We start from the raw sequence: 22,235 nt of genomic DNA on the forward strand, positions 1-22,235 counted from the left end.
TCTAAACATATGAAGGTTATTCACCTTATCTCCGGCGGCGACAGCGGCGGCGCCAAGACCCATGTCCATATGCTTCTTCATAATCTTTCCCGCACTCCTGGCGTGGATGTCACCATGGTCTGCTTTATGGAAGGCCCTTTCTCTCAAGAGGCCCGGGAGTTGGGCATCAATACCGTGGTACTGCCCGGTAAAAATATTTTCCGCACCTTCCATACATTAAAAAACATGATTCGGGAGGGCGGCTACGAGATCATCCACTGCCACGGCGCCCGGGGCAACATGATGGGCGCGCTGCTTCGCAAGGCCACCGGACTGCCCGTGGTCACTACCGTCCACTCCGACTACCGCCTGGACTATATGGGCCGTCCCATCTCCCGTCTGACGTACGGCACCATCAACACCCTGGCCCTGCGGATGCTGGACTATCGCATCGGCGTGTCCGATGCCATGACTGATCTGCTCATCTCCCGGGGCTTCGATCCGGACAGGCTCTTTACCATCTACAACGGCATCGACTTCACTCCCCGCACCCCCTCTATGACCCGGCGTGAATATCTGGAGAGCGTGGGCGTCCACTGGCCGGAAGACTGCGTTATTGCCGGTATCGCCGCCCGTCTCAACCCGGTGAAGGATATTCCAACCCTGATTCGGGGCTTCGCCCGGGCCAGACAGTCCTGCCCCAAGCTGCGGCTGCTCATTGCCGGTGACGGTGAACAAATGAGTGAGCTCAAGTCCCTGGCAGCCGACCTGGGAGTGGCAGAGGATGTGTGCTTTGCCGGGTGGGTGTCCGACGTGGACAGCTTCTACGGTTCTCTGGACATCAACACCCTCACGTCCCTGTCTGAGACCTTCCCCTACTCCCTCACCGAGGGCGCCCGGGCCGGACTGCCCACCGTGGCCAGCCGGGTGGGCGGTGTCCCCTACCTCATCGACCACGGCGTCAACGGCCTGCTCTTTGAGGCGGGCGACTATGAGACTCTGGCCAAGCACCTGGCCGCACTTGCCTCTGACGAGACCATGCGCACCCATATGGGCCAGCGGCTTTATCAGAAGGGCAAAAACGAGTATTCGCTGGAGAGTACCCTCCAGCGCCAGTTGGAGATCTACTCCGTCATTCTACGCCGAAAGGCCCGGAACCACGGCAAGCGGGACGGCGCGCTGGTGTGCGGCGCCTACGGCAGAGGCAACGCCGGTGACGACGCCATTCTGGAGGCCATTGTCACCGAGCTGCGGCAGATTGACCCCGACCTGCCCGTTTGGGTCCTCTCCCGTAAGCCCTCCGAGACTCGGCTGACCTACCGGGTCAACTCCATCTACACCTTTGCCTTCCCCAAGTTTCTCTGGCGAATGGGCAAGACCAGGCTCTATATCAACGGCGGTGGCTCCCTGATGCAGGATGTGACCAGCCACCGCTCCCTGTGGTTCTATCTCTTCACCATCTCCGCCGGCAAAATTCTGGGCAACAAGGTGATGATGTACGGCTGCGGCATCGGCCCCATCCACTCCCCCTCCAACCGGAAGCGAGCCGCCAAAGTGCTCCAGAAGCGGGTGGATGCCATCACCCTGCGGGATACCCATTCCAAGGCAGAGCTGGAGAGCATGGGTGTCACGAATCCCAAAATCATTCTCTCTGCGGACCCCACAGTCATTCTCCCTGCCGCCGGGCCCGAGGTCATCGACGGCGTGCTGGAGAGCGAGGGGCTGGATCCTTCCGGCAAGTATTTTGGCTTTACGCTCCGTCCCTGGCCCGGCTTTGAGGAAAAAGCCGCCATCTTCGGCCGTGCGGCCGACTATGTGTGGGAGAAGTACGGTATGACACCGGTATTCCTGCCCATTGAGCGGCGGCTGGATGTGGGCGCAGCCCAGAAAGCAGCCATGTATATCAAAAAGGCCCCCTACCGTATCATCCACGCCACCGGCAGCAGTGACCACACCATCGGTCTCTTCGCCCGGATGCAGGCGGTGGTATCCATGCGTCTCCACGCTCTGGTGTTCTCCGCTGGTCAGGGCGTTCCCCTGGTGGGCGTGGTATATGACCCCAAAATCAGCTCCTTCCTCTCCTATATCGGCCAGGACCTGTACACCGAGCTGGCAGACCTGACTTACGAGGGTCTGTGTGCCCATATCGACGCCGCCTGTGCCCGGATTGGGGACACAGAGTTCCTGTCCGGCGGCGTGGACCGGCTGCGGAAGGTGGAGCGCCGCAACAGTGAGACGGCGGCGGAGCTGCTGGGCAAATGATCTTCTCCGATACTGTTACCACACCCCGGCTGCTGCTGCGCTGTCTGGCGCCGGAGGATGCGGCGTGCATCTTTCAGATCCGCCGGGACACAAGCTATGCCGCCCTCATGGGCTGGACTCCCTATCAGAGCATGGCCGAGGCGGAGGATTATATCCGTCGGGTACGAAGTACGGCGGACTGCCGTTCCTGGGCGGCGGTGCTGGAAGGAAAGACCGTGGGTGCCTTCTGCCTGTGGCGGATCGACCGGGCTGCCGCTGTGGCAGAACTGGGTTATGAGCTGCTGCCCCATGTCCGGAGACTGGGGCTGGCGAAGGAGGCCTGTACTGCCCTTCTGCCATATGAAATGGAGGTCATTCCCCTCTCCCGGGTAGATGCGTTTCCGCGGGCAGATAACCTTCCCTCCGTTCGCCTGCTCTCCTCTCTTGGCTTCTGCTGTTCAGAATCTCCGTTCCGTTCTGACTCATCACTTCATTTTTCCTACTACTCCCCGGGAGGTACACGCGGTTGAAGCAATATATCTGTCTCTCCTCCTCCCCCTGGCAGGCGGTCCCCACCCGGACCCAGCAGCTGATGACCCGCCTGCGGGATGCGGAAGTCCTGTTCTTTGAGCCCCCCTCCTCCAGAGGCAGGGGCGCCCGGGACGGCGGCCGCAGGGTACGGCCCGGCCTGACAGTCTACACCCTGCCTCCCGTTCTCCAGGTGGACGAGCGCCACGGTTTTCTTTTCTCCCGCGGCGTCAACAAACTCGCTCGCTTTATTACGGCAAAAATGGACCGCCACCGGTTCCGGGAACCCATCCTCTGGACCACCTGCCCGGATCAGGTCCACCTGCTGGACAGCCTGCCTTTCCGGGGACTGGTGTACGACTGCGACCGGTACTGGTCCGGCTTCCCCCTGGAGTGGGAGAGCGACCTGGCCCTGTCCGCCGACGTCATCTTCGCCGCCTCCCAGGGGCTCATCGACCACCTGTCCCCCTGCAACGACAACATCGCCCTACTCCCCAACGGCGTCAACTTCCCCATGTTCGCCCGGCAGGAGGCGGAGCTTCCCGGCGACCTAGCTTCCATCCCCAGGCCCATTCTGGGCTGGGCGGGTACCGTCCGGCGGAATTTGGATTTGTCTCCTCTGCTGCGTGCTGCTGCTGAGCTGCCCCAGTGCTCCTTCGTGCTGGTGGGTCAAATCGAGGGCAGCGCCCAGCTGCGCAGGCTGTCCGCCCTGCCCAACGTGCACCTGCTGGGCCCCAAGGCGCCGGTAGACCTGCCCGACTACCTGTGCCGGTTCGACGTGTGCCTGAATCTGCTCTCCGGCCGGGAGCTGCCCACCGACATCATCCCCAGCCGCATCTATGAGTACCTGTCCACCGGAAATCCCATCGTCTCCATGATCGGCAGCGGGCAGATTGAGCATTTCCCCGACGTGATCTACGGCGCCCACACCGCACGGGAGTTCTCCCAGCTCTGCGCCAGCGCCCTGACCGAGGTGGGCAGCTGGACCAGATGCCGCCGCCGGGACTACGGCGCCGCCGCTGCCTGGAGTGTGCGGGCGGACGAGGTGTGCCGTATTCTGGACGCCATCGGGCTGTGCTGAATGGACCATTCTTTTTGCGCTCTGTCAAAAATGGTCAACTGTCCATTGTATACATTTGTCCTTTCTTGTCCAAACCTACGAAAATGGGTTGGAACCCTTGTAAACCAGGGCGCAATACGATATATTGTATTTATTCTTGGTACTAAGAGGGGTGCTTGCGTTGCTGAACGGAGGACACATTACCTGCCTGACCGTCATTCTCAACGGCCCCAATGCACCCGGAGCAGACTGCTGAACTTTATCAGGTCATCCATAATAACGGATGACCTGATTTATTTTTCGCAGAGCTGAAATTTTTTGTATCATGGAGGTCGTTATGAGCAAGAAAGTTGCAGTTATCATGGGTTCCGACTCCGACCTGGAGACCATGCGTCCCTGCGTGAAGCGTCTCAAGAGCTTCGGCATCCCCTGTGAGGTGCGGGTCATCTCCGCCCACCGTACCCCCGCCGCCGCTGAGGACTTCGCTTCCCACGCCGAGGAGAACGGCTTCGGCGTCATCATCGCCGCCGCGGGCAAGGCCGCCCACCTGGCCGGCGTCCTGGCCGCCTACACCACCCTGCCCGTCATCGGCGTGCCCATTAAGACCTCCATGATGGGCGGTCTGGACAGCCTGCTGTCCATGGTCCAGATGCCTAAGGGCATCCCCGTGGCCTGCGTGGCCGTGGACGGCTCCGACAACGCCGCCATCCTGGCCGCCCAGATGCTGGCCCTCTCCGACGCCTCCCTGGCTGCCGCCCTGAAGGACTTCAAGGCCGCCATGGCCGACGAGGTGGCCGAGAAGGACCGCAAGCTCCAGACCGAGACCTTTTGAGTTTTCTCCATCATTTAAAATAAATTAATTCAAATAGACAGGAGCGGTTTAACATGAGTTACGAGAAGCGCGAGCAGCTGTACGAGGGCAAGGCCAAGAAGGTTTACGCCACTGACGACCCCCAGGTGGTCATCGTGTCCTACAAGGACGACGCCACCGCCTTCAACGGCCTGAAGAAGGGCACCATCACCGGCAAGGGCGCCATCAACAACCGCATGACCAACAACCTGATGCGCCGCCTGGAGGAGAAGGGCGTGCCCACCCACTATGTGGAGGAGCTGAGCGACCGTGAGACCGCCGTGAAGAAGGTCTCCATCGTGCCTCTGGAGGTCATTGTCCGCAACATCTCCGCCGGCTCCTTCGCCAAGCGCTACGGCGTGGAGGAGGGCATCGTGTTCGACGAGCCCACCATCGAGTTCTCCTACAAAAATGACGACCTGGGCGACCCCCTGCTCAACACCTACCACGCCCTGGCCCTCAAGCTGGCCACCAAGGAGGAGATCGCCCTCATCGAGAAGTACACCTTCATGGTCAACGACCTGCTCAAGGGCTTCATGAAGGAGATCGGCATCGACCTGGTAGACTTCAAGCTGGAGTTCGGCAAGACCGCCGACGGCACCATCGTGCTGGCCGACGAGATCTCCCCCGACACCTGCCGCCTCTGGGACGAGAAGACCCACGAGAAGCTGGACAAGGACCGTTTCCGCCGGGATATGGGCGGCGCCGAAGAGGCCTATGAAGAGGTCATGCGCCGTCTGATGGGAGAGTAATCCATGGGCGGTTTCTTTGGCACCATCTCAAAGCAGGACTGCGTCATGGACCTGTTCTTCGGCACCGACTACCACTCCCATCTGGGCACCAAGCGGGGCGGCATGGCGGTCTATGACCCCAAGGACGGCTTCCAGCGGCAGATCCACAACATTGAAAATACCCCCTTCCGCACCAAGTTCGACAAGGATATCGCCGACTTCCACGGCTGCTCTGGCATCGGCTGCATCAGCGACACCGACCCCCAGCCCCTGCTGGTGCGCTCCCACCTGGGCCTGTATGCCATCACCACCGTGGGCATCATCAACAACGCCGACGAGCTCATTGAGCGGTACTTCTCCGACCACGGCCACCAGTTCATGGCCATGAGCTCGGGTAAGGTCAACTCCACCGAGCTGGTTGCTGCCCTCATCAACCAGAAGGATGACCTGATCTCCGGTATCCGCCACGCCCAGGAGGAGATTGACGGCTCCGCCACCATCCTCCTGCTGGACCAGGACGGCATCATCGCCGCCCGCGACCGGATGGGCCGCCTGCCCGTGCTCATCGGCCAGAGCGAGACCGGCTGCTGCGTATCCTTTGAGTCCTTCGCCTACCATAAGCTGGGCTATCACGACGCCTACGAGCTGGGCCCCCAGGAGATTGTCCGGGTCACCGCCGACGGCTGGACCACTCTGGCCCCCGCCGGGGACAAGATGAAGATCTGCGCCTTCCTCTGGACCTACTATGGCTACCCCAACTCCAACTATGAGGGCGTCAACGTGGAGGTCATGCGCTACCGCAACGGCGAGATTATGGCCCGTGACGAGGTCCAGAAGGGCAAGCTGCCCAAGGTGGACTATGTGGCCGGCGTGCCCGACTCCGGCGTGCCTCACGCCATCGGCTTCGCCAACCGCAGCGGCAAGCCCTTCGCCCGCCCCTTCGTCAAGTACACCCCCACCTGGCCCCGGTCCTTCATGCCCGCCAACCAGGATGCCCGCAACCAGGTGGCCAAGATGAAGCAGATTCCCGTCCCCGAGCTCATCGAGGGCAAGAAGCTCCTCTTTGTGGACGACTCCATCGTCCGTGGCACCCAGCTGCGTGAGACCGTGGAGTTCCTGTATGAGTCGGGCGCCGAGGAGGTCCACATGCGTTCGGCCTGTCCCCCTATCATGTACGGCTGCAAGTACCTCAACTTCTCCCGTAGCAACTCCGACATGGAGCTCATCGCCCGCCGCACCATCCAGGAGCTGGAGGGCGACGAGGGCCAGCAGCACCTGGATGAGTACGCCGACGCCTCCACGGAACGGGGCCAGTGCATGCTCAAGGCCATCTGCGAGAAGCTGGGCTTTGACTCCCTGGGCTATCAGTCCCTGGACGGCCTGCTGGAGGCCATCGGCATCGACCGGGACAAGGTGTGCACCTACTGCTGGAACGGCAAGGAGTAAACCACACCCCTTCTACTACAATTTTGATTGGAGGTTCCCCCATTGAAGAACTCCCATTCTGAGTCCTACGCCGCCGCCGGTGTGGACGTCACCGCCGGCTATGAGGCGGTCAAGCGCATCAAGCCCATGGTGGAGTCCACCTACATCCCCGGCGTCATGGGCACCCTGGGCGGCTTCGGCGGCATGTTCGCCCCCGATATGACCGGCATGAAGAAGCCCGTCCTGGTGTCCGGCACCGACGGCGTGGGCACCAAGCTGAAGATTGCCTTTCTCATGGACAAGCACGACACCGTGGGCATCGACTGCGTGGCCATGTGCGTCAACGATATCATCTGCGGCGGCGCCGCTCCCCTGTTCTTCCTGGACTACATCGCCTGCGGCAAGAACGACCCCGCCCGCATCGCGGAGATTGTCTCCGGCATCACCGAGGGCTGCCGTCAGGCCGAGTGCGCCCTGGTGGGCGGCGAGACCGCCGAGATGCCCGGCTTCTACCCCGCTGAGGAGTACGACCTGGCCGGCTTCTCCGTGGGCATCGTGGACGAGGAGAAGATCATCGACGGCAAGGCCCTCGCCGAGGGCGACGTGCTCATCGGCCTGGCCTCCTCCGGCGTCCACTCCAACGGCTTCTCCCTGGTCCGCAAAGTCTTTGATGTGACCGCCGAGAACCTGAAGGAGTATCGCGAGAGCCTGGGCACCACTCTGGGCGAGGCCCTGCTGGCCCCCACCCGCATCTACGTAAAAGCCGTCAAGGCCCTGCTGAAGGCGGGCGTGGACATCCACGCCGTCAGCCACATCACCGGCGGTGGCTTCTACGAGAACGTGCCCCGCATGATGACTGACGGCCTCACCGCTGCCATCCATACCGGCAGCTTTCCCTGCCCGCCCATCTTCCGGCTCATCCAGGAGAAGGGCGGCATCCCCACCCGGGATATGTACAACACCTTCAACATGGGTATCGGCATGATCCTCGCCGTCCCCGCTCCCCAGGCCGGTCAGGCCCTGGACGTCCTGTCCGCCGCCGGCGAAACTGCCTACCAGATTGGTCAGGTCATCCCCGGAAGCGACGGTGTCGTGCTGGACTGACGCCCCCACTCAGGGCGGCCCGCAGCTGTCCTTCCGGCGGCCCGGGCCGCCCTGTCTCTTTTCTCTGTCGCTGCTCACTGTGAAGTGATTTCACTTTTCAGACTTTGCAGCACGGACTTTACTACATTGGGGAGGTAACTCTCATGCCGAAAAATATTGTGGTCCTGGTCTCCGGCGGCGGCACCAACCTCCAGGCCCTCATCGACGCCCAGAGCCGCGGGGAGATTCTGAACGGCGCCATCACCGCCGTCATCTCCTCCCGCCCCGACGCCTATGCCCTGGAGCGGGCCAAGGCGGCCGGGATTCCGGGCTATGTGGTGGCCCGGAAGGATTTCCCGGGAAACCGGGAGATGACCCAGGCCCTGGTGGCCAAGCTCCGGGAACTGAAGGCGGACCTGGTGGTGCTGGCCGGTTTTATGCACATCCTCACCGAGGAGATGGTCCAGGCCTATCCCAACGCCATCCTCAACGTCCACCCCGCCCTCATTCCCTCCTTCTGCGGCAAGGGCGCCTACGGCCTCCATGTCCACGAGATGGCCCTGGCCTACGGCGTCAAGGTCACCGGCGCCACCGTCCACTTCGTCAACGAGGAGGCCGACGGCGGCCCCATCGTGCTCCAGAAGGCGGTGGAAATCAGAGAGGGCGACACCCCCGAGGTGCTCCAGCGCCGGGTCATGGAGGAGGCCGAGTGGAAGCTCCTTCCCCTGGCCGTGTCCCTCTTCTGTCAGGACCGCCTCTGTGTGGAGGGCCGGTGCGTCCATATCCGCCCTCAGGCCTGACACCCCGCTACTGATACTTTTGTAAGGGAGAATATACGACATGCTCGATCTGTTTCAGCTTCTCAGCGCCAACTCCTATCCCGGCCGCGGCATCGTCCTGGGCCGCAGCGCCGACAACAAGAAGGCTGTGATTGCCTATTTCATCATGGGCCGCAGCGAGAACTCCCGCAACCGGGTTTTTGAAGCCACCGAGGACGGCATCCGTACCCGCGCCTTCGACGAGTCCAAGATGACCGACCCCTCCCTCATCATCTACCACCCCGTCCGGGTGGTGGACGGCACCACCATCGTCACCAACGGCGACCAGACCGACACCATCGCCGACGCCTACCGCAAGGGCGAAGGCTTTGTCCGTGCCCTGCGCACCCGTGAGTTTGAGCCTGACTGCCCCAACTACACTCCCCGCATCTCCGGCGCTGTCCGTGCCGACGGCAGCTACCGGCTGTCCATTCTGAAGAGCGCCAACGGCAACCCCGCCTGCTGCCAGCGGTTCTTCTTTGAGTACGACGCCCCCATCGCCGGTCAGGCCCACTTCATCAGCACCTATCAGGGCGACGGCTCCCCCCTGCCCTCCTTTGAGGGTGAGCCCCGCACCGTGGCCCTGGACGCCCCCGACGCCGCCGCGCTGGCTTCCCGCCTGTGGGAGAGCCTGAACGAGGAGAACAAGGTGTCCCTCTTCGTCTCCTATCTGGACCTGGAGACCGGTAAGGCGGACAGCGTTATCGTCAACAAGCATCAGTAAGGAGGAGCGAACATGACCGAACTGGAACTGAAGTACGGCTGCAACCCCAACCAGAAGCCCGCCCGCATCTTTATGGAATCCGGCGATCTGCCCATCAAGGTACTCAACGGCAAGCCCGGCTACATCAACTTCATGGACGCCTTTAACTCCTGGCAGCTGGTCAAGGAGCTGAAGGCCGCCACCGGTCTGCCTGCCGCCGCCTCCTTCAAGCACGTCTCCCCCGCCGGCGCCGCTGTGGGCACTGAGCTGACCGACGTGGAGCGGAAGATTTACTTCGCCGAGGGCATGGAACTCTCCCCCATCGCCTCCGCCTATGTCCGCGCCCGCGGCGCTGACCGCCTGTGCTCCTACGGCGACTGGGCCGCCCTTTCCGACGTGTGCGACGCCCAGACCGCCCGCTATCTGGCCCTGGAGGTGTCCGACGGCGTCATCGCCCCCGGCTACACCGACGAGGCTCTGGCCATCCTCAAGACCAAGCGCAAGGGCGGCTACAATGTGGTGCAGATGGACCCGGACTACATCCCCAAGGCCATCGAGCACAAGGACGTGTACGGCATCACCTTTGAGCAGGGCCGCAACAACTTCGAGATCAACGCCGCCCTGCTGGACAACATCGTCACCCAGAACAAGGACCTGCCTGAGAACGCCAAGCGGGACCTGATTCTGGCCCTCATCACCCTGAAGTACACCCAGTCCAACTCGGTGTGCTACACCAAGGACGGCCAGGCCATCGGCGTGGGCGCCGGCCAGCAGAGCCGCATCCACTGCACCCGTCTGGCGGGCAGCAAGGCCGACAACTGGCTTCTGCGGCAGCACCCCAAGGTGCTGGGCCTCCAGTTCGTGGACGGCATCCGCCGCCCCGACCGGGACAACGCCATCGACGTGTACATCTCCGACGAGTACGAGGATGTGCTGGCCGAGGGCGTGTGGCAGAACACCTTCAAGGTCAAGCCCGAGGTCCTCACCGTGGAGGAAAAGAAGGAGTGGATCTCCCGTCAGACCGGCGTCAGCGTTGGCTCCGACGCCTTCTTCCCCTTCGGCGACAACGTGGAGCGCGCCCGTAAGTCCGGCGTGTCCTACATCGCCCAGCCCGGCGGCTCCATCCGGGACGACAACGTCATCGAGACCTGCGACAAGTACGGCATCGTGATGGCCTTCACCGGCATGCGGCTGTTCCACCACTAAGCCGCATCCCATACAACGGTCCCCGGCGGGGACTCCGAACCCCAACAAGAAACGAGGTATATCACAATGAAAGTTCTCGTCGTAGGCGGCGGCGGACGGGAGCACGCCATCGTGTGGGCCCTGTCCAAGAGCCGTAAAGTAGATCAGCTTTTCTGTGCCCCCGGCAACGGCGGTATCGCCTCCTTGGCCGAGTGCATTCCCATCAAGGCCACCGACGTGGAGGTCATGGTGGCCTGGGCCGTCTCCCACGCCATCGACTTCGTGGTTGTGGCCCCCGACGATCCCCTGGCCCTGGGCATGGTGGACGCCATGGAGGCTGCGGGCATCCCTGCCTTCGGCCCCCGGGCCAACGCGGCCATCATCGAGGCCTCCAAGGTCTTTTCCAAGAATCTGATGGCCAAGTACCACATCCCCACCGCCAAGTATAACACCTTTACAGATATGGACGCCGCGCTCTCCTACGTCCGGGAGCAGGGTGCGCCCATCGTGGTCAAGGCCGACGGCCTGGCCCTGGGCAAGGGCGTCATCGTGGCTCAGTCCGTGGAGGAGGCGGAGGACGCCGTCCGCTCCATGATGGCGGACAAGCGCTTCGGTGAGGCGGGCACCCGCCTGGTCATCGAGGAGTGTATGACCGGCCCCGAGGTGACGGTACTGGCCTTCTGTGACGGAGAGCACGTGGTTCCCATGCCCTCCTCTCAGGATCACAAGCGGGCTTTTGACGGCAACAAGGGTCCCAACACCGGCGGCATGGGCGCCATCTCTCCCTCCCCCAACTACACCCCCGAGGTGGCGGATCGCTGCATGAAGGAGATCTTCCTCCCCACTGTGGCCGCTCTGAAGGCGGAGGGCCGCCCCTTCCACGGCGTGCTCTACTTCGGCCTTATGCTCACCCCCGACGGCCCCAAGGTGGTGGAGTACAACGCCCGGTTCGGCGACCCGGAGTGTCAGGCCGTCCTCTCCCTGCTGGAGAGCGACCTGCTTGACATTATGATCGCCTGCCGTGAGGGTACCCTGGACCAGCTGGACATCCGCTGGAAGGATGCCGCCGCCTGCTGCCTGGTGCTGGCCTCGGGTGGTTATCCCGGAAAGTACCAGAGCGGCTACCCCATCTCCGGCCTGGAGAAGGCGGGCGAGACCGCCATGGTCTTCCATGCCGGCACCCGTCTGGACGAGGACGGACAGGTCCTCACCGCCGGCGGCCGTGTGCTGGGCGTTACTGCAACCGGCCCTGCCCTGGCTGACGCCATTGACGGCGCTTACAGATCTGCCAAGTATATCTCCTTTACAGATATGCAGTTCCGCACCGACATCGGCCGGGTATAAATCCGGAATACAGCGTATGCAAAAGAGCGGCTCAGGCCGCTCTTTTGCGTTGTTTCGGATGGACGCAACCGGCGGTTGTCAAATGTTTTACTGTTCATGGTGGTCTTTCTCCCCGCTTTGTGCTACCATTTTCTCACGACCAAGAGGAGGAATTCCCTATGTTTGAAGAACGGCTCTACCAGCTTCGCAGAGAGCACGGCATCTCGCAGGAGGAGCTGGCCAATATCATCGGTGTCTCGCGCCAGGCGGTGCAGAAGTGGGAGTCGGGTGCCTCCCAGCCCAATATGGACAATCTGGTGGCCATCAGCGAGTACTTCGGCGTCACCCTGGACTACCTGCTCAAGGGCGATGCGCCCGGCTGGGAAGCGTCAGACATACCTTTTGAGGATACATCGCAGGTAGTTTGCGTGCCGTACCGTATCCACTACGAGTACAAGAGCAGCACCACCCTATTTGGCCTGCCTCTGGTCCACATCAACGTGGGCCGGTTTGGGCTGTACCGGGCAAGGGGTATTATCGCCGTGGGCAATGTGGCCACCGGTCTGGTGTCCATCGGCCTCATCTCCGCCGGACTGCTCTCCTTCGGCTGCCTGAGCCTGGGCCTGCTGGCCATGGGTGCGGCGGCCCTGGGACTGGCTGCACTGGGAGGTATCGCCCTGGGTGCGGGCATCGCAGCAGGCGGTCTGGCTGTAGGCTGGCTGGCCATCGGCGGTCTGGCCAAGGGCGTTTATGCCGCAGGGGGCCTGGCCTTTGCTGAGAAGGTGGCCGCAGGAGGCGCAGCATTTGGCCACATCGCCATCGGGGACGCGGTTGAGGGTGCGGTGACCTTTTCCAACCACGGAGGCGCTGAAATTTCCTCCAGTGCAGTCCGCAGCGCCATCCTCCAGACCTTCCCCACCATCCCCCGCTGGCTGCTGACACTTTTCACCTCGTTTTAAGAAGTGCATACATGTAAAAAGCGTTGCCCGCTCCTCGCCCGATGGCGGGAGTTAGGGCAACGCTTTTTATAATAGTGGACAGCTTTTACTTACTAAGCCCCTCCTGCTCTTCTATCAGCGCGTGAATCAGTTCCTCCTGCCCGATTCCCCACTGGTGACTCCAGGTGAATTCTTCCTCAGTGCTGGCAAAATAGCTCCACAATGTCTCGTCCGACTTGCCTCTGTCCCAGGTGGTATCGAAGTAATAGTATTCCCCATTCAGCCTGGCGCAGTTCCACATATGGTCTTCGCCTGCACCGGTTCCGGTTACAGTCCAGCAGGGTATACCGGCCTCCTGACAGAGCATCTGAAATGCCAGAGAAAATCCGCCGCAGATGGCGGTTCCGTTTTTCAGCGGACCCATCGCCGTGCGGGATTCATGGGGCAGGGCTGCCGGATTCTCGTAATAGCGGTTGTCATATGTGGTATTTTCTACGATATAGCGATAAATCGCACGCAGCGCTTCCTCGTCCGCCATGCCGCCGGATAAAATCTTATCTGCCGCCGCCCGGGCAAGCTCCAGCTCCTCCTGCGCGCCTGCGGTGCTCTGCTCCAGCGTTTCGCCATTGCTCGGGAAGGCCTTTATCGCCGTTCCATCACTGTTGAGCATGTATACAATATAGCCGTACCCGGCCTGCTGCAGCGCCCGCTGCATGTCGTCCACCAGGAGCTCCGGGTTGCAGATTGCAATGGGAATCTCTTCTGCGCCCAGATTATCGTTTGCAGTACTGATGAGTTGGGACAGGTTGTCGATTCTGATGCTTCCCTCCGGTATCCCGTCCGGATAGCCCAGCTTATAGGGCATATAGGAAATGTTACAGATGGTTCCCTCAGAACCTTCCACGCACTCCAGCCCATAGGCATATTTCAGCTCCGGCTGCTCCTGAATCAGCTGGCTGGATGCATTCTGCAAAAGAATTGATCTGTCCTGAAGGGACATATCGCTGTCCTGGAAGTCAAAAATGACACTGGGCCTGTATTCCAGGTACGCCTGCCGCAGAACCTCCGCCGCGTCCTCCTGGGTAGCGACCGGATATACCTTTTCTACATCAGGAGACGCCTCAGGCAAAAGAGATTCGGTGGGCTCCGGCGTCCCCGACGGTTCCGGCTCCATACTCTGTATCGGACTTTCTGTGGGTACTGCCGTATTGCTGCCGTCAGACGCTTCCGGCGGCGATGCGGAACAGCCGGCCAGAATTGCAGCCATCAGAATCATACATACAATCCAGTTTTGACGCCCTCTCATGGTTCTTCCTCCTGCCATCTGTGGTTCCACGCGAAACCGCTTTATTGTTTAGACGCAGAGACTCATAAAAAAGTTATGCCTGTGTATGTGATATTTTTATGTAAGAACTCTGACTCTTTTTTGTAAGAAATTCGAAATTCCGCCGTCAAAAACCCGGGTGCGCTTTCCTGTATAATGACGCCACAGAAAGAAGGCGTTATTGATGAAGAAAATGACCATCGCCGTACTCTTCGGCGGCTGCTCCACTGAATACCCCGTGTCCCTCCAGTCCGCCCATGCGGTCATCACCCATCTGGACAGGAGCAAATACAACCTGGTTTTGCTGGGCATCACCCGGGATGGGCGCTGGCTGCATTATGACGGCCCGGTGGACGACATTTCCGTCGACACCTGGCACCGCAATGCCGCTCACTGCACCCCCGCCCTCATCTCTCCCGACCGGGAGACACACGGGCTACTGCTTCTGGCCACCGCCGGGCCGTCGGTCATACGGCTGGACGCCGCCTTCCCAGTGCTCCACGGCAAAAACGGCGAGGACGGCACCGTCCAGGGCCTGCTGGAGCTGGCGGGCATTCCCGTGGTGGGCTGCGGTAGCCTGGGCTCCGCCATGTGCATGGACAAGGACGTGGCCCACCGGCTGGCCGCCTCCGCTGGACTGGCTGTGCCTCGCTCTGCCCTGTTCCGCACCTGGGAGGACCCCGCCCTGCTGCCCGATCTGACCGCCGGGCTGAACCTCCCTCTGTTCGTCAAACCGGCTCGGGCAGGCTCCTCCTTCGGCATCACCAGGGTCACCGACCGCTCCGATCTGCCCCAGGCCGTGGCCACCGCATTGGAGCACGACGACAAGGTGGTCATCGAGGAGAGCGTCCCCGGTTTTGAGGTTGGCTGCGCCGTACTGGGCACCGAAACCCTGACCGTGGGCCGGGTGGACGAGATTGAGCTGACCCAGGGCTTCTTTGACTACACGGAAAAATACCAGCCCCTCACCTCTAAAATCCACATGCCCGCCCGTATCACGCCGGAGGACGAGGCACGGGTCCAGCGCACCGCCGTCACAGCCTACCGGGCGCTGGGCTGCACTGGCTGCGCCCGTGCGGACTTCTTCTTCACCCCGGAGGGAGAAATCGTATTCAACGAGATCAACACCATTCCCGGCTTCACCTCCCACAGCCGCTACCCGGCCATGATGGCGGGGGTGGGGCTGGATTTCTCTGCCCTGGTGAACCGTCTGGTGGAACAGGCGGTGGGCGTATGACTCCGGCGGAGATGGTGTGCACCGGCCCGCTGGTACTGGTCAACCAGTCCCACCCGCTGGAGCGGGAGCCGGACGCCGCCTCCCTCCTGCCCCCTGACGACCGCCGCCCCCACATCCTGCTGGACACCCGGGCTGGGACGGTGCTCAACCGCTTTCTCTCCGACCTGGGCTGTACGGGGGAGATTGTGCCGGTCAGCGGCTACCGCAGCCGCGGGGAGCAGGAGGCCATCTTCTCCGACTCCCTCCGGGACAACGGTGAGGCCTTTACCCGCTCCTACGTGGCCCTGCCGGGGTGCAGCGAGCACCAGACCGGCCTGGCCATCGACCTGGGAGAGAACCGGCTCGACCTGGACTTTATCTGTCCCCAGTTTCCCGACACCGGCGTGTTCCGCACCTTCCGCCGCCGGGCCTCGGAGTACGGCTTCATTCTTCGCTATCCAGAGGACAAGACCAGCCTCACCGGCATCCAGTATGAGCCCTGGCACTTCCGCTATGTGGGATGGCCCCACGCCAGACTGATGGAGCGGGAGGGGCTGGTGCTGGAGGAGTATCACCGCCTGCTAGAGGACTACCCGGAACGTGGCCCCCACCTCCATTTCCAGGAGCAGGGCCGCTCCTTTGAGGTGTACACCGTCTCCCGGGACAATCTGGAGGACCTGCCGGACCGCCTGCCCAAAAACACCCTGTGCCAGTGGTCGGGGAACAACGGCAGCGGCGTGGTGGTCACCATCTGGAGGGATGTGCTGTGAGCGTCCCCGGAAAAGCCCCGGCCCATTATGGCGGACTGGACCTGTTCCGCATCCCCGCCGCCCTGCTGGTGGTAGCCGTCCACACCGGCCCACTGCTCACTGTCAGCAGTCAGGCCAACTATCTCATCACCGACATTCTGGCCCGGCTGGCCGTTCCCTTCTTTTTGGCAGTCAGCGGCTTCTTTCTGGCTCCCGGAATGAAAAAGGGCTGGCAGGGCCTGCGGCACTTTTGCTATAAAGTGTTATTACTTTACGGAATTTCCATCCTGGTCTACCTGCCGCTCATGGTACGCAACGGGTATTTCAGCGGCTGCACGCCCCTCTCCCTGGCCGCCGACCTGGTGTTCAACGGCCCCTTCTACCACCTGTGGTACTTCCCCGCCGCTGTGCTGGGTGCTGTTATCGTGGCTCTCCTGCTCCGGCGGCTGGGAGAGCGGGGCGCTCTGTCCGTCTGCCTGCTGCTCTACCTGGTGGGCCTGCTGGGCGACAGCTATTACGGCCTCTCCGCCGCCCTGCCGCCCCTGAACGCATTCTATAACCTGCTCTTCTCCTGCTTTGACTACACCAGAAACGGCCTGTTTCTCTCTCCTCTTTTTCTTCTGCTGGGGGTACTTCTGCGGGAGCATCCGCCCCGCCTGGCTGCCGGCCAGTACGGCGCTCTGCTCTGCGGCGGGCTGGCCCTGCTGGTGGCAGAGGGAGAACTGGTCGCCCAGTCGGGTCTGCCCCGGCACGACAGCATGTATCTGGCCCTGCCCCTGTCCATCTGGCCTCTGATTCGGCTTCTCTGCTGTGTAAAGCTAAAAAGCTTCCCTGCTTTTCGTGCTGCGTCCACGGCGGTCTATGTGCTCCATCCGCTCTGTATTGTGGCGGTGCGGGGCGGCGCCAAGGCCCTGGGTATCCTCTCTCAGGACGGCTTCCTGCTGGGCAGCAGCCTGCTCCACTATCTGGCCGTGGCCGCCGTCTCTCTGCTGGCGGCGCTCCCCTTTGCCTTCTGGCGGCGGGGACGCAGGCAGAAGGCCCCAAGCGGCCTGCGGGCCTGGGCGGAGATTGACCGCTCCGCTCTGGTTCACAACATCGGCCAGCTGGCCGAGCTGCTCCCTTCCGGCTGTGAACTGATGGCGGTGGTAAAGGCCAACGCCTACGGCCACGGGGATGTACTCACCGCTCGAGTCTGCATGTCCAGCGGCGTGAAGGCCTTCGCGGTGGCCACGCTGGAGGAGGGCATCCGGCTTCGCCGGGCCGGAATTAGGGGTGAAATCCTGATTCTGGGCTGGACGCCGCCGGAACAGGCCCGACTGCTTGTCCGCTGGAGGCTGGCCCAGGCTGTGGTGAGCCGAACATACGCAGAGGCGCTGAACCATTCCGCTCATAAGGTAAAGGTCCACCTGGCCGTGGACACCGGTATGCACCGGCTGGGGCTCTCCTGGGACGACGGGGACGGCCTGCTGGCTGTCTGCGGATTGAAACAGCTCCGGGTCGCAGGGATGTTTACCCACCTGGCCTTCTCCGAATCCCTGGAGCTCGACGCGGTGAAACACACCCAGGAGCAGCTGCACCGCTTCCGTCAGGCGGCTGAGCTGGTCATGTCCGCCGGGTATGGGCCGGTGGCCCTCCACGCCCTGAGCAGCTACGGCCTGCTCAACTATCCCCGGCAGGCCGGCATGGCCTACGCCCGGCCCGGCATCGCCCTGTACGGCGTACTGAGCCGCCCGGACGAACAGGTGGGCTCCCTGCCCGACCTGCGGCCGGTGCTATCTCTCCGGGCGAAAATTGCCCGGATTCACAACCTGGAGCCCGGTGACTGCGCCGGATACGACGGTGCCTTTGCCCCCTCTGCTTCCGCCCGGGTTGCGGCCGTCACCATCGGCTACGCCGACGGGTACCCCCGCAGCCTCTCCAACGGCAAGGGCAAAGTCCTTATCCGGGGCAAATTCGCCCCGGTGGCGGGGCTCATCTGCATGGACCAGCTGCTGGTGGATGTGACCGGCATTCCGGAGGCCCAGGAGGGCGACACCGTCACCCTCATCGGCCGGGACGGCGAACAGATCCTCACTGCCGAAGAGGTAGCCCAGGACGCCGGTACCATCACCAACGAGCTGCTCTCCCGGCTGGGAGAGCGGGTCACCCGTGTCATAATTCCATAGAAAAACGCCCTCTGCCTGGCAGAGGGCGTTCCTTATTTCCCAATATATTGCCGCAGGCACTGCTCCACCGCCTGGGCGGAGGCATCGCAGCGGATAAGGCGGAAGCCGCCGCCACGGAGATAGACCGCCACGGTCCCGCCGGTCCGCCAGACGGCCCGCACCTGTTTCCATGGCGTCAGGTCACAGGCTGCGCCGTAACAGTACTCCAGGCCTTCCGGAGAGAGCCGGATGGTCTGGCGCCCCTCCAGAAAACAGGCACAGGTCCCCTGCTCCAGCTCCCGGGCCACCCGGGAACGGACAAAGGGCCTCAGCAGCGGCAGCCAGACTGTACTCAGGGCCAGCCCCGCCGTCAGCGGGACAATGAGGGCGGACACCTCCGGTATGTTGACCAGTTCCGGCCAGCGCACCATGTGGGGCACACGGAGGGCGGCCAGCAGCAGGAACAGCAGGCTGCACACCGCCATCAGCACCGTATTGGGCCGCCAGTAGATCAGGCTCCTGGCCCGGTGCAGGTTCACCTGCTCCAGAGCCTGGACCAGGGTCTCCCGGTCCCAGGTGTAGGTCAGGGTCAGCGGCTGGGCCGCTCCCTCATTTCGGGGTGCGTCCGCCATGGGCTTACCCTCTCCCCCGCTTGCCCTGGTTGGGCTTGGCGTTCTTCTTGGCCTTGGGCTTGGCCCAGCCCGCTTTACGGGCGGGTGTGGGGCTGTTATGCTCCACCCGCTTGCCCGCCTGCTTCAGCTTCTCCTCCGGACGCTTCCGGGGCTTGCCGCCCTTCTGGGCCTTACCCTTATTATCCCGCTCCGGGCCGTTGGAACGGCTCTGGCCCCCCTGGGGACCGTTGGGCCGCACCAGACAGTGCTTGCCAAAGCCGATGAGGTCCTCCCGGTGGGCCCGGTGGAGAGCTTCCAGCACCAGAGGCCGCTTCTCCGGTCGCTTCCACTGCATCAAAGCCCGCTGCATGGCCTTGTCATGGGGGTTGGTGGGCACAAAGACCGGCTGCATGGTGCGGGGGTCGATGCCGGTATAGTACATGCAGGTGGACAGAGTGCCGGGGGTGGGATAGAAGTCCTGGACCTGCTCGGGTTGGCGGCCCGACTTGTTGAGCCATTCGGCCAGCTTCACCGCGTCCTCCAGGGTGCAGCCCGGATGGGAGGACATGAGGTAGGGCACCAGATACTGCTCCTTGCCGTACTTCTGGTTGAGCCGCTCATACTTCTGGCGGAATTTCTCGTAGACCTCGATATGGGGCTTGCCCATGTAGTCCAGCACCGAGTTGACGCAGTGCTCCGGGGCCACCTTCAGCTGGCCGGAGACATGGTGCTTCACCAGGTCGGCGAAGAACTCGCCGCTCTTGTCCTTCATCATGTAGTCAAAGCGGATGCCGGAACGGATGAAAATCTTCTTTATGCCGGGGATCTCCCGCAGCTTCCGCAGGAGCATGAGGTAGTCGGTGTGGTCCGCGTCTAGGTTGGGGCAAGCCTCCGGAGACAGACAGGCCCGGTTCTTGCACAGGCCCGCCTTCATCTGCTTCTTGCAGGCGGGACGGCGGAAATTAGCCGTGGGGCCGCCCACGTCGTGGATATAGCCCTTAAAGCCGGGGTGCTTGGTCAGGGCGGTCACCTCCCGGATGACGCTCTCATGGCTGCGGGAGGAGATAATCCGGCCCTGGTGGAAGGCCAGGGAGCAGAAATTGCAGGCGCCGAAGCAGCCCCGGTTGTGGGCCACCGAGAACCGGACCTCCTCAATGGCGGGCACGCCGCCCATGCTGTCATACATGGGGTGGGGCTCCCGGACGTAGGGCAACTCGGCCACCAGGTCCAGCTCCTCAGTGGTGAGGGGCATGGCAGGCGGGTTGACCACCAGCAGGTCCCGGCCGTGGCGCTGGAGGATGGCGCGGCCTACGATGGGGTCGTGCTCCTTGTACTCGGTCATGTTGGCCTCGGCATAGGCACGCTTGTCCCCCGCCACCATCTCAAAGGACGCCACCTCCACCATGGGGTAGGCGCAGGCGGAGGGATTTTCCGCCAGGAAGGCAGTGCCCCGCACGTCGGTAATCTCCCCGATGGGCGTGCCGGAGGCCAGGCGGGCGGCAATCTCCTTGGTGGCAGTCTCCCCCATGCCGTAGACCAGCAGGTCGGCCTGGCTGTCCAGCAGGACGGAGCGGCGCACCTTGTCGTCCCAGTAATCATAGTGGGCGAAGCGACGGAGGGAGGCTTCCAGGCCGCCGATGACCACCGGGATGTCCCCAAAGGCCTCCCGCACCTTGTTGGCGTACACCACCACCGCGTGGTCCGGCCGCAGGCCCGCCTTATTCCCCGGGGAATAGGCGTCATCCTGGCGGCGGCGCTTGGCCACCGTGTAGTGGGCCACCATGGAGTCGATGTTGCCGCTGGAGATGAGAACGGCCAGCCTCGGCCGCCCAATCGCTGTAAAGCTCTCTGCCTTGCGCCAGTCCGGCTGGGCCAGAATGGCCACCCGGTAGCCCTCGTGCTCCAGTAGGCGGGAGATGATGGCCGGGCCGAAGGAGGGATGGTCCACATAGGCATCTCCGGTAATCACCAGAAAGTCGTAGGAATCCCAGCCCCGCTCCGCCATATCCTGTTTGGAAACCGGCAAAAATTGCCGTGCGTCAATGCTCATGGTTTTCTCCTGTAAAGCAAAATATCATTACACTTCTTAACACAGAAGCCATACGAGCATTTGCCCGTATGGCTTCGCCTCAGGCTCAGAATTCCTGAGGCTCGTATCCGATGTACTTCTCCATCAGGTCCAGCGGAACCCGGGTACCCTGAGCTTCGCCAATCTTGTGGAAACCGTAACGCTTATAAAACCGCTGGGCCACATGGTTGTCCGGTGCGCAACGCAGCCGCAATTTATCCCGGCCCAGGGGGCGGTACATCGACACCGCCTCCCCCAGCAGCTGGACGCCCAGCCCCTGCTTGCGGTGGTCAGGCAGCATGTAGCAGAATGGGATGTACCCCACCCCCTGTTCCTTGTCCCGCTCCGTGGCCATCTGGATGATGCCCGCCATCTCGTCCCCCAGGTAGGCGGCGGTCACCGCCCGGCTGTCATGCCGGCACTGCTCCAGCGCCTCCCGGACAAAGCCGTCCCCATCAAAGTGGGTCAGAGAGCCATGGATATTGACCCAAGCCTCCTTGCGTGCCTGGTAGTAGATCTCACTGTCGTGCTCCATATCCAGGGGAGCAAACCACAGATTGGGCTCGGCGGCGTTGCCATCCCGGTGGCGCCACCAGGTCTGGTGAGCCAGGGTGGAGATCTCCTCGGTCAGATGGCTGTTGTCGTTCTCAAACACCAGCTTGGCCTTTCCGTCCTCTACCTCTACATATGTGACAGCGGTATTATCCGCGTGGCCCAAAGTGCGGATCTCTCTGGGGTCCATGCCCCGGATGATGCCCTGGAGCTGACGGATGACCGTGCCGTGGGAGAACACCGCCACAGTCTGGCCCGGATGAGCCTTGGCGATGTCCATTACCGCGCTGTACATACGTCCGCCCGCCTGGGCGAAGCTCTCCCCGCCCGGCGCCTGGAACTCAGGGGACGCGGTGCTGAACTGTCTCATCCGTACACCATCCCGGCGCAGGATCTCACCCCAGGGCCGATCCTCCCAGTCCCCCAGATTGATCTCCCGCAGTGCCGGAAGGATATGCAGCTCCAAGCCGTGGGTCTCATAGATAGACCGGGCGGTGGTCATGGTGCGGAACAGGTCGCTGGAGTACACCGCATCAATATGGACCTGGGCAAAGCGGTGGGACAGGGCGGCAATCTGCCGGTAGCCTCGCTGGGTGATGAGGCTGTTATACCAGCCGTGGGCACGGCGGTACAGATTGCCCTCCGCCTCCGCATGGCGGACAATATAAATTCGGGTCATGGGACCACTCCTGTTTTCTGGATTGGAC

At 62.6% G+C, this 22,235-nt stretch carries 19 protein-coding genes; 15 read left to right on the plus strand and 4 right to left on the minus strand.

Annotated elements, in window-relative coordinates; translation table 11 throughout:
• Window positions 1-9: 9 nt before the first annotated feature.
• The 12 genes from csaB (at window position 10) to ACOX7T_RS01165 (ending at window position 12,885) form a co-directional block, all read left to right on the plus strand.
• Entirely contained in the window at window positions 10-2,241 is a 2,232-nt protein-coding gene (gene csaB, locus ACOX7T_RS01110; protein ID WP_433439018.1) for a polysaccharide pyruvyl transferase CsaB, read from the plus strand.
• Complete coding sequence (locus ACOX7T_RS01115; RefSeq protein ID WP_433439021.1) at window positions 2,238-2,750, plus strand: GNAT family N-acetyltransferase; 513 nt, start codon at window positions 2,238-2,240, stop codon at window positions 2,748-2,750. Before csaB ends, ACOX7T_RS01115 begins: the two co-directional genes overlap by 4 nt.
• On the plus strand, window positions 2,747-3,829 hold the full coding sequence (locus ACOX7T_RS01120) for a glycosyltransferase family protein (RefSeq protein WP_433439023.1): 1,083 nt from the start codon (window positions 2,747-2,749) through the stop codon (window positions 3,827-3,829). Before ACOX7T_RS01115 ends, ACOX7T_RS01120 begins: the two co-directional genes overlap by 4 nt.
• A gap of 316 nt (window positions 3,830-4,145) precedes the next feature.
• A complete protein-coding gene (gene purE, locus ACOX7T_RS01125) occupies window positions 4,146-4,640 on the plus strand; it encodes a 5-(carboxyamino)imidazole ribonucleotide mutase (protein WP_148318267.1) in 495 nt (164 codons plus the stop codon).
• 53 nt (window positions 4,641-4,693) lie between these two features.
• Window positions 4,694-5,410, plus strand: coding sequence for a phosphoribosylaminoimidazolesuccinocarboxamide synthase (purC, locus tag ACOX7T_RS01130; protein WP_006574619.1), 717 nt, complete (start codon window positions 4,694-4,696; stop codon window positions 5,408-5,410).
• Between the two features lie 3 nt (window positions 5,411-5,413).
• Window positions 5,414-6,835, plus strand: a complete 1,422-nt coding sequence (locus ACOX7T_RS01135; RefSeq protein WP_433439027.1) for an amidophosphoribosyltransferase — start codon at window positions 5,414-5,416, stop codon at window positions 6,833-6,835.
• A gap of 42 nt (window positions 6,836-6,877) precedes the next feature.
• A complete protein-coding gene (gene purM / locus ACOX7T_RS01140) occupies window positions 6,878-7,918 on the plus strand; it encodes a phosphoribosylformylglycinamidine cyclo-ligase (RefSeq protein WP_433439029.1) in 1,041 nt (346 codons plus the stop codon).
• A gap of 143 nt (window positions 7,919-8,061) precedes the next feature.
• The gene (gene purN / locus ACOX7T_RS01145) at window positions 8,062-8,697 is read left to right on the plus strand and encodes a phosphoribosylglycinamide formyltransferase (RefSeq protein WP_433439031.1); all 636 of its coding nucleotides are present in this window, start codon (window positions 8,062-8,064) and stop codon (window positions 8,695-8,697) included.
• A 40-nt stretch (window positions 8,698-8,737) separates the two neighbouring features.
• Window positions 8,738-9,439, plus strand: a complete 702-nt coding sequence (locus ACOX7T_RS01150) for an IMP cyclohydrolase (RefSeq protein WP_277215250.1) — start codon at window positions 8,738-8,740, stop codon at window positions 9,437-9,439.
• Between the two features lie 12 nt (window positions 9,440-9,451).
• Window positions 9,452-10,624 carry a phosphoribosylaminoimidazolecarboxamide formyltransferase gene (locus ACOX7T_RS01155; protein WP_433439033.1) on the plus strand — a complete coding sequence of 391 codons (1,173 nt, stop codon included), beginning with the start codon at window positions 9,452-9,454 and terminating at the stop codon, window positions 10,622-10,624.
• A 66-nt stretch (window positions 10,625-10,690) separates the two neighbouring features.
• Window positions 10,691-11,947 carry a phosphoribosylamine--glycine ligase gene (gene purD / locus ACOX7T_RS01160; protein ID WP_433439035.1) on the plus strand — a complete coding sequence of 419 codons (1,257 nt, stop codon included), beginning with the start codon at window positions 10,691-10,693 and terminating at the stop codon, window positions 11,945-11,947.
• A gap of 158 nt (window positions 11,948-12,105) precedes the next feature.
• Entirely contained in the window at window positions 12,106-12,885 is a 780-nt protein-coding gene (locus ACOX7T_RS01165; RefSeq protein ID WP_433439038.1) for a helix-turn-helix domain-containing protein, read from the plus strand.
• An 85-nt stretch (window positions 12,886-12,970) separates the two neighbouring features.
• On the opposite strand, the gene ACOX7T_RS01170 is transcribed toward ACOX7T_RS01165, so the two are convergent.
• Complete coding sequence (locus ACOX7T_RS01170) at window positions 12,971-14,140, minus strand: transglutaminase domain-containing protein (RefSeq protein ID WP_433439040.1); 1,170 nt, start codon at window positions 14,138-14,140, stop codon at window positions 12,971-12,973.
• Window positions 14,141-14,372: 232 nt separating this feature from the next.
• Here ACOX7T_RS01170 and vanG point away from each other — a divergent pair, with 232 nt between their 5' ends.
• Genes vanG through vanT form a run of 3 tightly spaced genes read left to right on the plus strand, consistent with a single transcriptional unit; the run spans window position 14,373 to window position 18,318 of the window.
• Window positions 14,373-15,425, plus strand: coding sequence for a D-alanine--D-serine ligase VanG (vanG, locus tag ACOX7T_RS01175; RefSeq protein WP_433439042.1), 1,053 nt, complete (start codon window positions 14,373-14,375; stop codon window positions 15,423-15,425).
• Window positions 15,422-16,174: a M15 family metallopeptidase gene (locus ACOX7T_RS01180; protein WP_433439044.1), complete on the plus strand. Its 753-nt coding sequence runs from the start codon at window positions 15,422-15,424 to the stop codon at window positions 16,172-16,174. Before vanG ends, ACOX7T_RS01180 begins: the two co-directional genes overlap by 4 nt.
• Window positions 16,171-18,318, plus strand: a complete 2,148-nt coding sequence (gene vanT, locus ACOX7T_RS01185) for a serine racemase VanT catalytic subunit (RefSeq protein ID WP_433439046.1) — start codon at window positions 16,171-16,173, stop codon at window positions 18,316-18,318. Before ACOX7T_RS01180 ends, vanT begins: the two co-directional genes overlap by 4 nt.
• A 32-nt stretch (window positions 18,319-18,350) precedes the next feature.
• Here vanT and ACOX7T_RS01190 read toward each other — a convergent pair whose 3' ends face one another.
• From ACOX7T_RS01190 to ACOX7T_RS01200, 3 genes are all read right to left on the minus strand, one after another.
• Window positions 18,351-18,929 (minus strand): hypothetical protein, encoded by a 579-nt coding sequence (locus ACOX7T_RS01190; protein ID WP_433439048.1) that lies wholly within the window; start codon window positions 18,927-18,929, stop codon window positions 18,351-18,353.
• Between the two features lie 4 nt (window positions 18,930-18,933).
• The gene (locus ACOX7T_RS01195) at window positions 18,934-20,958 is read right to left on the minus strand and encodes a YgiQ family radical SAM protein (protein ID WP_433439050.1); all 2,025 of its coding nucleotides are present in this window, start codon (window positions 20,956-20,958) and stop codon (window positions 18,934-18,936) included.
• Window positions 20,959-21,043: 85 nt separating this feature from the next.
• Window positions 21,044-22,207, minus strand: a complete 1,164-nt coding sequence (locus ACOX7T_RS01200) for a GNAT family N-acetyltransferase (protein WP_433439052.1) — start codon at window positions 22,205-22,207, stop codon at window positions 21,044-21,046.
• Window positions 22,208-22,235: the final 28 nt, after the last annotated feature.

The organism is Pseudoflavonifractor sp. (assembly GCF_050943825.1).
Classification (GTDB): Bacteria; Bacillota; Clostridia; order Oscillospirales; family Oscillospiraceae; genus Pseudoflavonifractor.